Origin of the sequence: Halobacteriovorax sp. HFRX-2_2 (assembly GCF_043196705.1) — a bacterium.
Taxonomy (GTDB): Bacteria; Bdellovibrionota; Bacteriovoracia; order Bacteriovoracales; family Bacteriovoracaceae; genus Halobacteriovorax_A.
Window position 1 is genome coordinate 19,943 of sequence record NZ_JBEBMT010000001.1, and the last position, 15,413, is coordinate 35,355.

18 protein-coding genes and 1 tRNA gene are annotated in these 15,413 nt (G+C 37.4%); 6 read left to right on the plus strand and 13 right to left on the minus strand.

The window, feature by feature from the left end; translation table 11 throughout:
- Window positions 1-57 precede the first annotated feature (57 nt).
- Genes ABMA79_RS00095 through ABMA79_RS00110 form a run of 4 tightly spaced genes read right to left on the minus strand, consistent with a single transcriptional unit; the run spans window position 58 to window position 3,213 of the window.
- The gene (locus ABMA79_RS00095) at window positions 58-852 is read right to left on the minus strand and encodes a 2-oxo acid dehydrogenase subunit E2 (RefSeq protein ID WP_393089301.1); all 795 of its coding nucleotides are present in this window, start codon (window positions 850-852) and stop codon (window positions 58-60) included.
- Window positions 849-1,094 (minus strand): DUF1653 domain-containing protein, encoded by a 246-nt coding sequence (locus ABMA79_RS00100; protein ID WP_392857533.1) that lies wholly within the window; start codon window positions 1,092-1,094, stop codon window positions 849-851. Before ABMA79_RS00100 ends, ABMA79_RS00095 begins: the two co-directional genes overlap by 4 nt.
- On the minus strand, window positions 1,094-1,630 hold the full coding sequence (locus ABMA79_RS00105; RefSeq protein ID WP_393089304.1) for a CopD family protein: 537 nt from the start codon (window positions 1,628-1,630) through the stop codon (window positions 1,094-1,096). The genes ABMA79_RS00100 and ABMA79_RS00105 overlap by 1 nt, the downstream gene beginning before the upstream one ends.
- Entirely contained in the window at window positions 1,630-3,213 is a 1,584-nt protein-coding gene (locus ABMA79_RS00110) for a phosphoenolpyruvate carboxykinase (ATP) (RefSeq protein ID WP_392857529.1), read from the minus strand. The genes ABMA79_RS00105 and ABMA79_RS00110 overlap by 1 nt, the downstream gene beginning before the upstream one ends.
- A 231-nt stretch (window positions 3,214-3,444) precedes the next feature.
- Here ABMA79_RS00110 and alaS point away from each other — a divergent pair, with 231 nt between their 5' ends.
- The 3 genes from alaS to ABMA79_RS00125 all read left to right on the plus strand — a co-directional run bounded on the left by alaS (window position 3,445) and on the right by ABMA79_RS00125 (window position 6,870).
- Window positions 3,445-6,015, plus strand: a complete 2,571-nt coding sequence (alaS, locus tag ABMA79_RS00115; RefSeq protein WP_392857527.1) for an alanine--tRNA ligase — start codon at window positions 3,445-3,447, stop codon at window positions 6,013-6,015.
- A 136-nt stretch (window positions 6,016-6,151) separates the two neighbouring features.
- Window positions 6,152-6,505, plus strand: coding sequence for a hypothetical protein (locus tag ABMA79_RS00120; protein ID WP_392857525.1), 354 nt, complete (start codon window positions 6,152-6,154; stop codon window positions 6,503-6,505).
- A 65-nt stretch (window positions 6,506-6,570) separates the two neighbouring features.
- Window positions 6,571-6,870 carry a hypothetical protein gene (locus ABMA79_RS00125; RefSeq protein ID WP_392857523.1) on the plus strand — a complete coding sequence of 100 codons (300 nt, stop codon included), beginning with the start codon at window positions 6,571-6,573 and terminating at the stop codon, window positions 6,868-6,870.
- Here ABMA79_RS00125 and ABMA79_RS00130 read toward each other — a convergent pair.
- From ABMA79_RS00130 to ABMA79_RS00140, 3 genes are all read right to left on the minus strand, one after another.
- Window positions 6,867-8,093, minus strand: a complete 1,227-nt coding sequence (locus tag ABMA79_RS00130) for a sensor histidine kinase (RefSeq protein WP_393089307.1) — start codon at window positions 8,091-8,093, stop codon at window positions 6,867-6,869. The two genes, ABMA79_RS00125 and ABMA79_RS00130, sit on opposite strands and share 4 nt — an antisense overlap.
- Before the next feature lie 52 nt (window positions 8,094-8,145).
- Window positions 8,146-9,357, minus strand: coding sequence for a sensor histidine kinase (locus ABMA79_RS00135; protein ID WP_393089310.1), 1,212 nt, complete (start codon window positions 9,355-9,357; stop codon window positions 8,146-8,148).
- Window positions 9,358-9,549: 192 nt separating this feature from the next.
- Window positions 9,550-9,625: transfer RNA gene (locus tag ABMA79_RS00140), tRNA-Met, on the minus strand.
- A gap of 143 nt (window positions 9,626-9,768) precedes the next feature.
- On the opposite strand from ABMA79_RS00140, the gene ABMA79_RS00145 reads away from it, so the two are divergent.
- Both ABMA79_RS00145 and ABMA79_RS00150 read left to right on the plus strand, forming a co-directional pair.
- Window positions 9,769-10,071, plus strand: coding sequence for a hypothetical protein (locus ABMA79_RS00145; protein ID WP_392857517.1), 303 nt, complete (start codon window positions 9,769-9,771; stop codon window positions 10,069-10,071).
- A gap of 111 nt (window positions 10,072-10,182) precedes the next feature.
- Window positions 10,183-11,190 carry a tryptophan--tRNA ligase gene (locus ABMA79_RS00150; RefSeq protein ID WP_392858015.1) on the plus strand — a complete coding sequence of 336 codons (1,008 nt, stop codon included), beginning with the start codon at window positions 10,183-10,185 and terminating at the stop codon, window positions 11,188-11,190.
- A 6-nt stretch (window positions 11,191-11,196) separates the two neighbouring features.
- Here ABMA79_RS00150 and ABMA79_RS00155 read toward each other — a convergent pair whose 3' ends face one another.
- The 5 genes from ABMA79_RS00155 to rplU all read right to left on the minus strand — a co-directional run bounded on the left by ABMA79_RS00155 (window position 11,197) and on the right by rplU (window position 13,816).
- The gene (locus ABMA79_RS00155; RefSeq protein WP_392857515.1) at window positions 11,197-11,664 is read right to left on the minus strand and encodes a 23S rRNA (pseudouridine(1915)-N(3))-methyltransferase RlmH; all 468 of its coding nucleotides are present in this window, start codon (window positions 11,662-11,664) and stop codon (window positions 11,197-11,199) included.
- Between the two features lie 6 nt (window positions 11,665-11,670).
- Entirely contained in the window at window positions 11,671-12,135 is a 465-nt protein-coding gene (gene rsfS, locus ABMA79_RS00160; RefSeq protein ID WP_392857514.1) for a ribosome silencing factor, read from the minus strand.
- 3 nt (window positions 12,136-12,138) lie between these two features.
- Window positions 12,139-13,140: a GTPase ObgE gene (obgE, locus tag ABMA79_RS00165; RefSeq protein ID WP_392857512.1), complete on the minus strand. Its 1,002-nt coding sequence runs from the start codon at window positions 13,138-13,140 to the stop codon at window positions 12,139-12,141.
- Window positions 13,141-13,229: 89 nt separating this feature from the next.
- Entirely contained in the window at window positions 13,230-13,484 is a 255-nt protein-coding gene (gene rpmA / locus ABMA79_RS00170) for a 50S ribosomal protein L27 (RefSeq protein WP_021266471.1), read from the minus strand.
- Window positions 13,485-13,510: 26 nt separating this feature from the next.
- Complete coding sequence (gene rplU, locus ABMA79_RS00175) at window positions 13,511-13,816, minus strand: 50S ribosomal protein L21 (protein WP_021266313.1); 306 nt, start codon at window positions 13,814-13,816, stop codon at window positions 13,511-13,513.
- Between the two features lie 244 nt (window positions 13,817-14,060).
- Between rplU and ABMA79_RS00180 the strand changes: the two genes are divergently transcribed.
- Window positions 14,061-14,870 carry a hypothetical protein gene (locus ABMA79_RS00180; RefSeq protein WP_393089312.1) on the plus strand — a complete coding sequence of 270 codons (810 nt, stop codon included), beginning with the start codon at window positions 14,061-14,063 and terminating at the stop codon, window positions 14,868-14,870.
- Here the strand turns inward: ABMA79_RS00180 and ABMA79_RS00185 are convergent.
- Window positions 14,867-15,409: a hypothetical protein gene (locus tag ABMA79_RS00185; RefSeq protein ID WP_393089314.1), complete on the minus strand. Its 543-nt coding sequence runs from the start codon at window positions 15,407-15,409 to the stop codon at window positions 14,867-14,869. The two genes, ABMA79_RS00180 and ABMA79_RS00185, sit on opposite strands and share 4 nt — an antisense overlap.
- Window positions 15,410-15,413 lie beyond the last annotated feature (4 nt).

A 15,413-nucleotide genomic window follows, 5' to 3' on the forward strand; every position in this document is an offset into this window, starting at 1 on the left:
AATAATATTGAATTTTGAAATAACTACTAGGCCGTTTAAAAAGAAAACAGATGTAATTTAAAGTAGTTGTGGGCTTTCTGTGTACTTCTTTATCCCAGCAATGATCTTGCTCGCATAAACTCCATCAATAATTCGATGATCCAGTGTTGCTCCAACTGTTAGAGTTGGTCTTGCAAGAATTTCTCCATTTTCAACGATGGCCTCTTCCTTGACCTTAAATAGACTTAAGATAATTGGAACATGAGAGATTGTTGGAATTGGAGCAAAAGCAAATTCAGCTCCAAAATTTCCTACACTGGTAATCATACAAGAACCAAATGGGTCACGTTTAACACTAAAGAGCCCCGTGTAGAAATTGAGTCGGTACATAGCTATATCAAGGAGTGCAAGGGCCGGTCTGGCAAGAAAGTTTGGAATAAGGGTAACAACCTTTTTTACTTTCTTAAAAGACTTGTCCTTATCATTTCTTATGCTCTTTGCACTATCCATGAGTTCTTTTTTTATTTCAAAAACACTCTTCTTATCAGCATCTCTGATAACTGTTCCTGAAAGGTCTCGACCGCTATGATCTACTGAAACTTGTAAGAAAATATCGACGCTTTCTCTTTGATAAAGATGAGCACCACGAATCATTCGATTGATTTGAGGGTTCTCGTGAAAGACTTGTGCAATAATCTTTGTGAAAAGGTGAGTCGGTGTAACCCCTTTATCTTTTGTATATTCTTGAAAATTTGTCGCATCAAATTTTAAGAGTCCATATGTTGAAGGATCAACAGGCATTTTCCATGTATTCATGGAAACTTTACGCCAAGAAGAAAGATGCTTTACCTTTTTAAGTTTAATATGTCTCATAAACGAGAGTTCGCCTTTTGATCACCGATATACTTAAAACGAGGTGTTTCGACACCATCGATAACAACTGTCTCAAGAAACATCTCAAGAGGGCGTACCCAAAGCTTTCCAAGCTCATTTTCATAAAGGCATTCGTAGTAAACTAACTCTTCTAAAGTTTCAGAGTGTCGTACAATATCGTGAACGATGTAATTCATGCCTTTGTAGTGTTGATATAGTCCACCTTTAACGATCTTACTCATTAGTCTCTCCTTACTTTACGATAAAATTTGATTGCTGCCATAAGAATAACTCCTAAAGCAATTATTCCACCAACTCCGTAAAGGATTCCTTCTAAGCTTTTAATCACTGCAAGAAAAACAATGGCAAAAAGAAAGAGAGTGGCAACTTCATTCCACACTCGTAAGAATTTTGCAGAGTGAGGAAATGTGTCGTTTTGAAGTGCCTTAAAAATCTTATGACACTTAAATTGATACACTAACAATAGAAGAACTAAAGTTAACTTAAGGTGAAGCCAGTAGTGACCTTTCATTGGCCAATAAGTCGTATAAACTAAAGAGGCCCCGAAGATTACTGTGGCAATACACGCAGGCCAGGTAATTCCATACCACAGCCTGCGAGACATAATTTTGAATTGAGTACTTAAAATAGCTCGTTCACTATCACTCTTATCTTGAGCCTCTGTATGGTAAATAAAGAGACGGACAATATAGAAAAGTCCAGCAAACCAACAAACGATACTAATTAAATGTAATGCTTTTAAATACTCGTAACTCATTACTTTCCAAATGTTGGAGCACCAGTGATATTTTCTTCATAGAAATTACCGAATGTGCTCATTTGCTTGTGAAAGCTAACTGCAAGTTCTTGTGCCTTAGCTGTGTAAGCATCTTGATCTTCCCACGATTTTTGTGGATTTAAAATTGTGCTTGGAATTTCTCCCACAACTTTAGGGATATTTAGACCAAAGATTGGATCTTGTTCAGTTTCAACATTCTGAAGATTATTTGCTTGAATGTTGCGAATGATTTGTCTTGTAATATTTAGAGGGAAGCGCTGACCTGTTCCGTAAGCACCACCAGTCCAACCAGTGTTTACCATCCAAACGTTAAATCCTAACTTGTCGATATACTCACCAAGAAGTTTCGCATACTCGCTTGGGTGACGAAGCATGAAAGGCGCTCCAAAGCATGAAGAGAAAGTCGCAGTTGGCTCTTTTACTCCAATTTCAGTTCCAGCAAGTTTTGCTGTGTAACCTAGGACAAAGTAGAACATTGCTTGTTCTTTTGTCAGTTTTGCAACTGGAGGAAGAACTCCAAAGGCATCAGCTGATAAGAAGAAAACATGCTTTGGAATATCTCCACGTGATGTCTTTTCTAGCTCATCAATGAACTCTAGAGGGTATGAAGCACGGCCATTTTCAGATAGTGACTTATCATAAAAATCAACACGTCCTGAGCTCTCATCAAGAACAACGTTCTCTAATAGTGCTCCAAAACGATTTGATGCTGCATAGATTTCAGGCTCACCTTCTTTAGAAAGTTTATATGTCTTAGCGTAACATCCACCTTCAAAGTTGAAAGTTCCCGCTTCACTGATTCCGTGCTCATCGTCACCAATTAGAAATGTTCCTGTATCAGTTGATAGTGTTGTCTTACCGGTTCCTGAAAGACCAAAGAAGATTGAAACTTCACCGTTATCTAGGCGAGATGCTCCAGAGTGCGTTGGCATAATATTCGACTCAGGTAAAAGATAGTTCATTGCTGCAAACATACTCTTTTTGATTTCACCCGCATAAAGTGTACCTGCAATAATAGTGATCTTAGACTTAAGACAAGTAACGACTGCTGTCTCTGATCTTAGGTCAAACTCCGCCGGATCAAGTAAAAGCTCTGGCGCGTGAAGGATTGTGAAGTCATTTTCGTTAAAGTCTCTTACTTTCTCACGGAAAAGGTGAGTTGAGAAAAGTGCGTGATTTGGGTTTGTTGTCACAAGCCTTGCTCCAAGGTTGTGTACTTCATCAGCTCCTACACTTCTTTCTGTAATGAATAGATCACGATCTTTATTTAGATAATTTGTTACATGTGACTTAAGCTTAGCAAAAGTTTCTGGTGTCATTGATTTAAAGTTATTTTCCCACCAGATCGTATTTTCAGTTGTTTCATCGCGGACGATATAACGGTCATTGGCACTGCGCCCCGTATGTTTTCCTGTCTCAACAACTAGGGCACCATCTTTCGTTAGTTTTCCAATGCCACGAGCTACTGTTTCTTGGATTAAGAAACTTCTTGCAGAGTTTACAAATATCTTATTATTTGGTCGCTCCATGTTAATTCCCATGTCTGTATAAAATTGCGTCATACATCATCTCCGGTTCGATTTTACAGTCCATAATTGTTCTTGTTCTTAGTTCTTTTTATGCCTCTAAATATATGCTTTTTAAACTGTATTGATAACCATTTTTATTCTAATTCAGCTCATATTTTTTAACGCTAGAAGTAGTCGGAACAGCGATTTTATAGTATATTTTGGAGACTTATACACAATAGATATGATGCACTTAGTTGTGCTTTGAATTATAAGGAAGAAAATATGCAGCCATTATCATCTCGCGAGATCAGAGAGAGATTCCTAGATTACTTTGAAAAGATGGATCACTTAAAAATTAGTGCATCTTCAATCGTTCCTCAAAACGATCCGACGCTACTTTTTATCAACTCTGGGATGGCCCCATTAAAGAATTACTTTCTTGGGAAGGAGACTCCTCCGTCTCCAAGGTTAGCAAACTACCAACCGTGTATTCGTACAAAAGATATTGATGATGTTGGTGATCGCCACCACTTAACAATTTTTGAAATGCTTGGTTCTTGGTCAATTGGTGACTATTACAAGGAAAGAGCATGTAAGCTTGCTTATGACCTACTTGTTCACGAGTTAAACTTTGATCCAAAAAGACTTTATTTTACAGTTTATGGTGGAAATGAAGACTTAGGTATCAAGCCAGATACTGAATCAATTGAAGCATGGAAGAAGTGTGGTGTTCCTGAAGATCATATCGTTGTTCTAGGTGAAGATAACTTCTGGGGGCCAGCTGGAGATCATGGGCCATGTGGGCCATGTACTGAAGTATTCTATGATACTGGAGCAGAGTATGGGCCAGAGTATAAACCAGGTGGACACTTTGATGATGTAAGTCGCTACATTGAAATCTGGAATGCTGGTGTTTTCATGGAACTTAATAAGAAGAAGGATGCAACATTTGAACCGCTTCCACTTAAGTCTGTTGATACTGGTTCTGGTCTTGAAAGACTTGCAATGGTGATGAATGGTTGTGACTCTGTTTATGAAACAGATCTACTGGCACCACTGATGAAACTTTCAAAAGAACTTCTAGGAAAAAATACTGACGTGCAAACAGAGCGTATGATTTCTGATCACATGCGTGCAAGTATTATGATTCTTGCCGAAGGTGTAATGCCAGGAAATGAAGGGCAAGGCTATATTCCTCGTCGTCTAATTCGTAAGTGTGTTGCTGCATGTATTTCAAGAGGTGTTAAGCCAAACTTTAAAAATCATATTCAAAAAACTATTGAAATGCTTGGAGATTTTTACCCTCAACTAAAGTCTGCACGTGAAGCAATTATCTACAATATGGAACAAGAGATTAATGAATTTGTTCCAATCGTTGAAAATGGACTTAAGAAGATTGAAGAAGAACTATCTTCAAATTCAAAATCAAAAGAATTATTCCCAGGGCATGTTGCCTTTGAACTTGTAACAACTCATGGGCTTCCTTTGGAAGTAATTAAAGCTGAGCTTGCTTCTAAGAATATTGAATTTGCAGAAATTGAATATAACGAGTGTTATGAAGCTCACAGAAAAGCTTCTCGTGTAATCTCTCGTAAGAGCTCTGTTGGTGCTGACCAAGAAAGAATTGAACTTGAGTTTATTGAAGTTGCCGATACTGAGTTTACTGGTTACGACTCACTAGAAACAGATAGTGAAATTTTAAAGATCTACCGTACGGAAGATGAAGTTTACTTTGCAACAAAAGAGACTCCATTCTACGGAGAGTCAGGTGGACAGGCCGGTGATATTGGAACGGCTAGAACTTCAACTGGTGAGCTTCAGATTATCGATACAATGAAAGTGAAGAATACACATGTTCATATCGCTAAGATTATTTCTGGTGAAATTGAGACAGGTGAGAAAATAGAATTAATCGTTGACGGTGAAAATAGAAAGGCATCGATGAGAAACCACTCGGCAACACACTTACTACATGCAGCTCTTCACGAAGTTATTGGCAAGCATGCAATCCAAAAAGGTTCAATGGTTACGGCGGAGCGCTTACGTTTTGACTTCCAAAACCCACAAGCTGTATCTGCGGATGAACTTGCCAAAGTTGAAGCACTTGTTAATAAGTGGATTATGCAAAACGACTCACGTACGACTAAGCTTTGCTCATATGAAGAAGCAATTGATAGTGGAGCAATGGCACTATTTGGTGAAAAGTATGATAGTGACGTTCGTGTTATCGCTTTTGGAAAAGATAGTGTTGAGCTTTGTGGAGGAACTCACGTTGGCCGCACTGGAGATATTGGACTATTCGTTATTACAACAGAGACATCTGTTGCAAAAGGAATTCGTCGTATTGAGGCCGTAACAGGAACGGCCGCAGTAAGAGTTATGCAAGAAAGGTCGGCGCTTTTAAATGCTGCTGCAAAAGAGCTAAGTACAAAGCCTTCAGATGTTCCAGCGCGTATTAAAGATCTTCGCTCAGAGATGAAGAAGAAGATTAAAGAGGCGAGTGAGAAGGCCGCAAAAGGTGGCTCAACTAACTTCACAAAAGAAGTTAAGCGCGACTATGAAGGCTTTAAAATGCTAGCTGCAACACTTGAAGCAGATGCTAAGGCCGTAAAAGAATTAGGTGATAACTTAATTAATAAGGGCGAGGTACAAATTGTGTGTCTCCTTTCTAAAGACGATAAAGGAATGAAGTCATTTGTATGGTCTAACTCAGACGTTAAGGCCGGTGACCTCCTTAAAAAGATCCTCGAGCCAGTATCTGGCCGTGGTGGTGGACGCCCTAACTTTGCTCAAGGTGGAGCTCCTGATGTAAACTCAGGTTCTCAAGTACTTGAATTTATTGAAAAAATGTAATCCTTCTTATAATAGACACAGGTTCAAAGAGCCTGTGTCTAATTTCCTAACATCCCTATACTTAATTTCACTCCATAGTCATTAGCAACAAATTCTGGTGTATAAAGAATCTGTCTTAAATTTATGGAGTGTAGACGTGATTAAAACTAATTTACCAACAGATGCTCTTTCTCGTGAGCTTCGTCGTTTAACAATGCAACTTGATATTATTGAGAATCATCTAGATGCTGCTGAAATCGAAGAGAAAAGAGAGCTTGTTGAAAAGTCCATTATTCTTAAGATGAGTGATATGACCTCATCAAATATTAACTACCTTGGTAAACTTAAGGGAGTTAGAAAAACAACTTTAAAGAAACGCTTCGTTCAGGCCGAAATTAACTTACTAGGTAAGGGAATTGGCCGTTTTCCTCAAAAGAATGAATTACGCCTAAAAGTGATCAAAGATCGTTTTGATGGTGTTGTTCACCGATTCAATAATATTTCTGCATAACCTGTTCATAATTAAGTATTTGTTAACTTTGCTCCGAAATAATCTTGAGAGATTTGGAGTAAATTATGAGAGATTATGATCCTAGAGTTTCATTTGCACAGAAGGTGGTTGTGGCCATTCACTACACGCGAGAACAACGCTCGCGTGTAAACGATGTCTTTTACTTTTCTTCACTAAAACACTTAGACAAGGCCTATCTTGACGCCAATATTATACCAGTTGATATTGCTGAGAAAATACGTGAGGTATGGGTTGAGTGCTACAAGAGCATTAGCCAAGAGTCTTTTAGCTTAAATGATAAGGCCAAGGAGCATTTAAGTTTTTGGAGCGAATTACTAATGCTACCAAATGAGAGTATGCATTAATTCTTTGCGACTTGAAATGAGAGAGAGACCCTCGTTCCGATGTTGACGTCTGAACTGACATTAATTTTACCATTTGAAAAGTCTGTGAAGTACTTAACAATAGGAAGTCCGTAACCTGTACCTATTTCACCTTTGGTTCCGAGGCGACTAGTTTTTCTTTCAAAGTGAAAGAGGCCCTCAATGATATCTTTAGGTATCCCTATCCCTTTATCAACGATGTCGATATAGACACGGCCAGCATCATCATAAAGTTTAATGAGAATGTCCTGTCCTTCATAACTAAACTTAATGGCATTTGAAATTAAGTTACTAAGTATATGATCGAAGAAAATTTTCTGTTCGCAAAAGAAGCCACTATTTGTATGAATATCAAAATGGAGTTTAAGGTCTTTATCATTTAAAAGCTTAAAGTGTTGCTCAGAGTAGTCCTTAATTAGTTGCGGATGAATCATACTCTTTTCTGTCAGAAGAATCTCAGAGTCCAGCTGAAAGCTTCTAACGTTTGAAATAATCTCCTGTACCTTCCTAAGGGAGTTATTGATTTGTGTATACGAAGAATCATCAATAACACTCTTTCTAAGTAAGCTTGAAATCTTAAGTTTTAGAATTGTGACAGGATTTGAAAGGTCATGTAAGACAACATGTAGTAGTGTATCGAGCTGCTTATTAGAAAGCGCTAATTTTAGTCGTGAATTCGATTCTAGCCAAACGTAGAAGAAGAAATAAATCGTTGTGAGAATTGAAAATTGGACAATATTAAATTTTAAAAGCGTGTAGTACTGCTTAGAAGTTAGAGGGTAAGAAAGAGAGCTAATGGTATGATCGAGCATAAAAAAAGATGCAAACGTTGAGATCATAACAAGTACACCAAAGAGAAGACCTGAGCGCTTATAAAAGACCCCAAAGAAAATTGGTGTTCCTGTAATCCAGAGAATTCCTGGTGACTTAACTCCTCCAAAAGTAAATACAATGATGATCATGATAAAGACTGAAGGAAGAACGCAGATGGCCCTGGCCAGTCTATGCTTACCTAAGAAGCATGAAGCGACGAAAAGTAAGACCTGACTTGTTGTATACGTGTAAAAGAACTCTTTTGGGATTTTGTGAAAGAGAACCTGTGGGTATGCTACGTAGTAATAACAAACTGTTATCGAAACCATAATCAGTGTGAAAATAATCAGGTAGCGCTGAATAAGGAATTCGCGTTTAAAATTTAATTTCATTTGGGCCACATTAGTTCAAAATGAAATCTTATACTAGCAAAGTGAAATTTATTTATGGTTTTTTTAATGGAAAACTAAGAGTAAATTCCGTGCCTTTTCCAGTACTTGTAGGTGAGTGAACAGATATTTTGGCCCCTGATAACTCAGTGAAGTAGCGAACAATTGGTAGCCCATAACCTGTACCAGTTTCTCCAATTGTACCAAGTCGCGATGTCTTCTTATCAAAATCAAAGATTTCATCGATAATATCTTCAGGTATGCCAACCCCTTCATCGCGAAAACTTAAGATGGCCGCATCATCTTGGGCCTTAAATGTAACTTCAATGACCCCTTCAATATGACTAAACTTAATTGCATTTGAAAGGAGGTTACTTAAGATATGGTCTTTTAGGATAGATGGTGAAAACTTTATGTAAAATCCACCTAAGTCGTTAAAAACTAATTTTAGATGCTTCTTATTCATTTCTTTAAATTGCTCACTTAAATAAGTTCTCACTTCAGAAGAGCTGATTAATTTTCTATCTTCTTGAAGGCCCTCGGAGCTTAATTGAAAGCTTCTAACATTTTGAATAATCTCTTCGATCTTTGTGAAAGCTTTTTTTATCTGTCTTGTTTCCACTTCCTTTATATGAAAACGTCTTTTTAAACTTTCAAGCTTAAGTTTTAGAATTGTTATAGGATTTGAAAGGTCGTGGAGTACGACGTGTAAAAGGGTATCGAGCTGCTCCTTTGAATTTTCAATTTCATCTCGCGTTCTTTGCTCCAGCCAAGTGTAGTAGAGAAAGAAGAGGGTAATAACTATTGAGAAGTGAATAACATTCATTCTCTTCTCGGCCATATATAGCTCGTGTGGAACTTCTACTGTCATCGAAAGTATCTGTGCTTCAAATGTGTAGAAAACAGCGTAGATAGCAAGCATGAGTAAGATACCAATGATCATACCCTTCTTTCTAAAAAATATTGCAAAGAAGATTGGAAAACCTGCTATCCAAAATACTCCCGGTGCATGAATTCCTCCAAAAGAAGTAATTAGAACTAAGGTAATTGCAAAAGATGGAAAGAGACTTGATAGGTTTCTAAGGAGATGTTGCCCTTTATAGTCAAAATAATAGAAGGCCAGATAGAGAGTCGAGATCGGCAGAACAAAATAATGTAAAACAGCATCATTAATATAATCATGATGCCTAAAGGCGTAGCTAACCAGTGAGAGCATTGCCATCACATTAGTAAAGTGAATAAGAATTGTATTGAGACGATCTTTCATAATAATTAAATATTTATATATAAAAGTTTCTCGGCTATGACGAATTTTTATTTAGTCTTGAAGATGTAAAAATACAAAGGTTGGCTTTATGACGCTGAGGAGCTTAATATGCAAAATTTTAAAACAAGCGTTAGCGCCAGTTTTAAAATGACGGTATATGCGGTAAATGACTGGATTTTTTTAATGAGGAATTGGTTGCGGGGGCTGGATTCGAACCAACGACCTTCGGGTTATGAGCCCGACGAGCTACCAACTGCTCCACCCCGCGACAAAGTAAAATCAATATATTATCAGAAAGGTCTTATGTCAAATTAAATTTGTCAGACATAAATTACTAAAATTTCTAGAAGACGCTCCGATATGAACTCTGTATGAGGGATGTTAAAAAATAAAATTTTTGGAGTTTAGAAGATGGAAATGCAAAATCATAGTAAGTTAACGATTGATATCGACACTTCAGAGCTTACGCCTGCACAACTTCGCGCGATTAAAACAATTAATATGCTTATGGCACATATTGTGACGACGGAAGATGAAGCGGATTTTTTTGATGGGACTGCTGAAGTTATGAGAATTTGTGCTTCACTAGTTAAACAGTCAAAATTTTGCCAAGGCAACTCATCGATTCCATACGGTGATCAAGCACTAGAGTTTTCAATTGAGCTATTAACAGAGCTGATGGAATCATCTTCTGTAGTAAAATACGATAATTAAGAGAGTAGATATTTTGTTAGAAAAGGGCCTTAACTGGGCCCTTTTTTTTTGTGCAAAATTTAGCTATAAAAGACTGTGAACTTTAAGAATTAGGCTTGAAATATGAGTGACATAAGTAAAAAGAAAATTTGTCTTACAGGTGTTAAACCAACAGGAATGCCACATTTAGGAAACTATATTGGCGCCATCAAACCAGCAATTGATAATGTTAATAATTCTGAAATGGAAGGCTACTTCTTCATTGCAGACTACCACTCATTAATCACTGTTCATGATGGTGAGACTCTTCGTAACGATATTTACGAAGTTGCTGCAACTTGGTTAGCGGCAGGTCTTGATCCTGAAAAGGCCGTTCTTTATAAGCAAAGTGACGTTCCAGAGATTACAGAACTTAACTGGATTATTTCTTGTTTTGCTTCTAAAGGTTTAATGAATCGTGCTCACGCATACAAGGCTAAGAAAGATAAGAATGCTGAAGAAAATCGCGATGAGGACTTTGGTATTAATATGGGATTATTCTCGTATCCAGTTCTTATGGCCGCAGATATTCTTTTTATGAATACTAATTATGTTCCAGTAGGTGAGGATCAACTTCAGCATATTGAGATTGCTCGTGATATCGCTTCAAGCTTTAATCACAAATATGGTGATCTTCTAACGCTTCCAGAAGCTATTGTTAGCAAGGAAGAAGTGAAGCTACTTCCAGGTCTTGATGGACGTAAAATGAGTAAGTCGTATAATAATCATATTCCTTGTTTTGTTCCTGAGAAGAAACTGAAGAAGATGATTAATAAAATCACGACAGACTCAACTCCTCCTGAAGCTCCAAAGAATCCTGATGATTCGCTTATTTTTGATATCTATAAATTCTTTGCCACAAAAGAAGAGCAAGATGCCTTAGCAAAACGCTACCAAGATGGAATTGGATGGGGTTATGCAAAGCTTGAGCTTTTTGAAATCGTAAATCGTGAGATGAAAGAAGCTCGTGAAAAATACGATGCGCTTATGGCAGATAAATCTCAGATTGATAAGATTCTAGCTGAAGGTGCTGCAAAGGTTCGTCCAATTGCTCAAGAGAACCTAAGACGTATTAAAAAGGCCATTGGCGTTTCTAATTAATTCTATTTAATTCTTATGATAAGGGTGGTCTTGTTTGATCGTCTGAGCACGATATATTTGTTCGATAAGAACAAGTCGTGCAATTTTGTGTGGAAATGTCATTGGTGACAGGGAGAGTTGGTAATCAACTGTCTTTAAGAATTCTTTAGGAAAGCCTGCTGCTCCACCAATTAAAAAGCAAACACCCTTTTGCTGATTCTCAATAACATTATAGATGTAATGACTTAGCTTTTCACTGTCACAAGTCTTTCCATGCTCGGTCATGGCAACAATATGTTGGTTTCCAAACTTTGCTTTAATGGATTCGACTTTATTAAGAAGTTCTTTGAGTTCAAGGTCGATATTTTCTTGATGACCTTTACATTCGTGGATGTGAAGTTTTGGGAAGTTAATGCGCTTTAAGTATTCATTTTCAAGCGCGATAAGATGCTTATCTTTTAACTTCCCAATGACAATAACGTGATTGTCTTTCATAGATTACTAGAAGTAACCTTTGTCTGAGTCTGCAGAACTTTCTGCTTCATCAGAAGAGTAGTAGTACTCATTTGGAATTTCAACTGTTGGTACTGACCATAGATTATCAATATCGTATGCTTCGCGAGCTGACTCATCAAAGATATGAACAATAATGTCACCAAGGTCAATTAGAATCCAGTCTGTTTGTTGGTGTAGACCTTCTTTAGAGATGACTGTTTGTCCCTTTCTCTTCATTTGTTTTGCAATCTCATCAGACATAGCATTTGCCATTGAAGAGTTTGTTGCCGAAGCAAGGATGAAGTAATCAGCAAGTGCAGTCGTCTTTCTCATATCAAGAACTTTAAGGTTGATACCTTTAAAGTTTCCAAGGATCCAAGCACTGGCCATTGCGATATTTAGAGGGAATTCTAATTTTGAATTATCTGTAATTTCATCTACGTTTTTTGTGATAAATTCATTTTGTGACATTGGTTAGTCCTTTATCGTTTTAAGCATTAAAGATTTAAGTAAGTCTATATTAAGTCCAGATACTGAAGAGATTGGAAGACACTTTCTATCAACTTGTGCTTCAAAGAAGTCTTGGAACTTCTTAATTTCTTCATCTGTCATAGCATCAATTTTTGTTAAACAAATAAGCTCTTTCTTATTTAAAAGATCTTCACTATAGCGACCAAGTTCTTGGCGAATAATTACGTATTGCTCAAATGCTTCGTATTCATCAAGACACCAAGAAACATCAACTAAGTGAACAAGAGATTTTGTTCTTTCAATATGTTTAAGGAATTTAATCCCAAGTCCTTTTCCTTCCGAGGCATCTTCAATTAGCCCTGGAATATCGGCAACAACAAATGAGTCATCTTCACCAAGTGTAACAACACCTAGATTTGGCTCAAGAGTCGTAAAAGGATAATCTGCAATTTTTGGTCTTGCCGCAGAGATAGAAGAGATAAGTGTCGACTTACCAGCATTTGGTAGTCCCACTAGTGCGATATCTGCAAGTAGGCGAAGCTCAAGTTCTACTTCAAGTTCAATACCTTCTTTTCCGGCAGTTGCTTTTCGTGGCGCCTGATTAGTTGCAGTTTTGAAGTGAATATTTCCAAGGCCACCACGTCCACCTTGGGCAACCATCAATCTCATTCCGTGATCAGTTAGATCCGCGATAACTTGATTTGTTTCTGCATGACGAACAATCGTTCCAACAGGAACTTTAATTGTGAGGTCATCACCAAATGCTCCACACATTTGACGGCCGCCACCTTGTTGTCCGTGTTCAGCACGGTAGTGCTTTTTCCCTCTGAAGTTAACAAGAGTGTTCATTCCTTCGTCGGCTTCAAAGTAGATACTTCCACCATCACCACCGTCACCACCATCTGGTCCACCAAATGGGATATACTTTTCGCGGCGAAAGCTTACGCATCCGTTTCCTCCGTTTCCGGAAATTACTGTAATTTTAACTTCATCGATAAATTTCATAATAAGGTCTTATATAAAAAAAGGGAGCACTATGTATAGGCTCCCTTTAATATTTACAACTAATTAATAGCGTAAAATGGTAATTTTAATTAAGCTTCAACAACAGAAACGATTTGTTTCTTCTTGTTATAGAAACCAAATTGTACTTTACCTTCTTTCGTAGCGAATAGAGTAAAGTCTTTTCCAACTTTTACGTTTTTACCAGCGTGGAACTTAGATCCCGCTTGTCTTACAATGATGTTTCCTGGAACAACTGCTTCACCACCAAACTTCTTAACACCATACATATTTGGGTTTGAATCACGACCGTTACTTGTTGAACCACCGGCTTTTTTGTGTGCCATATCTAACTCCTAAAATTGATAATTAATTAAGCTTTAACTTCTTTGATTTTTAAAGTTGTAAAGTGTTGTCTGTGTCCGTTCTTCTTGATGTACTTACCTGGCTTTCTTTTAGAAACGATAACTTTTCTTGAACGATCATGTCTTACTACTTCAGCAACAACTTTAGCACCTGCAACAGTTGGAGCACCAACTTTTGCGCTTTCACCACCAACAAATAGAACCTTGTCGAATTCTACTGTTGAACCAGCTTCTTGATCTAATTTCTGAACATCAATAGTCATACCAGCTTCTACTCTGTACTGGTGACCTGAGATCTCTACTACTCCGTACATACTTTCTCCTAATGAAAGGCAGTCTTTGGGGGTTGCTATATTATATCGCGAACTCTTTTTTCCCTCGGACTGAAATTAACTTTATGAAACTAGGATTTTTATTAATAATTGGGCCTGTTGTCAAGGACTAAGACGCAATTACACTCCTTTATTTGAGGATTTTTTGCCTAGCGCTAAGCGGAAATGCTTCCGAGCTTATTTTGTCGGAAAAAATACCGAAAAATTAAGTTGAATGGAGGCACTAATGCAATCTGTAAGTACTGAAAAATACACATATTATCAATATGCTAAAGAGCAGGCACTACCTGTTTATATTAGACTGCGCGTTGCGGAGTTTGATCCTGAGATCGCGGGATTTTTACAAATCATGAACTTTACCGAATTAGGTGAAAAAGAAAGTGAGTTGGCCCAACAAAATTTAGCGTCTAATCAGCTGGCCAAGGTTATGACAATTGATGAGGCGACACCGATGGTTGCTGCTCAAATCAGATCAAATTTTGATAACGATAAGTACGGGAAAGAATCTATCGTTCAAAAACCTGGCTACAATGTTTACCGCTATAAGAATATGGCCATGATTGTTCTCTCACTGGCTTCAAATGAGTGGCTTATGGGAACATTTCCAGAACTAGGTCACACTGAAAGAGAATTTGAAAGTCGTGTGGTGATTAATCGCTTTCTTACATGGGCACTGGCGCCAATGGGAATTATTGGCCTGTGGGGAAGAAAGACAAAGCAGGGAATTATCTTAGGTCGTATGGCCGAAGTAAAAGGTGAGGTGATCTATATTGATTATCGTAACCAGAATATATTTACAATGAGTGAAGTTCATAAGCTTAGAAAATCAGAAATATTCATCAAGCAAGATGCCCTTCATAAAATAGGGCCAGTAAAGATGAGATTTGAAGATGCTCAAGCATTTCTAGCAATTCATTCGGCCTATTTTGGTGCCAATGGGATGCCAATGGCAACAAGACAAGCAGTGGCCACTCTTGCCAAGAATATTATGAGCTATAAGTTTGCAGTAAATGATATTGCAAAAGAGTTAAGTTAATTTTTTAAAAGTTTAATGAGAAAAGAGTCCTTATTTTTCACATCATCTTTTTTAATCATATGAATGAATATCGGGAAGCATGTAATTGTACATGCTCCTGAATATGTTATGGCGAATCCGGCTTCATCGTTCCAGATATAGACAGATGTGCCGTCATTATTGATAAATTTATCTTGCTTACCATAACGATTGATAAGTGATTGATGAAAAGTATTGTGAAGAAAATAATTTGGAAGTCTTGCATAGAAGTCTAATACGATTTCATCTTGTACATGAATAAAAACTGGAAAGAAGTAGCTTTGGTGGCGAATTTGAATTTCATACGTTGCCACTGATTTCTTATCATTAATAAGCCTAATTGCTTTGTACTCTTTCTTTATATCCGACAGTTTTTGTCCGGGGTGAAATGGCCTGAATTTATCGAAGGTAAAATCGTAATTTGGTTCTTCCACCTTAGCTTTTGCCGGATTGATAAATATGCAAAATGATAAGAGAATAAATGAACATGTTAGAATTTTGTTAAGATTTTTTTCAACCATACGT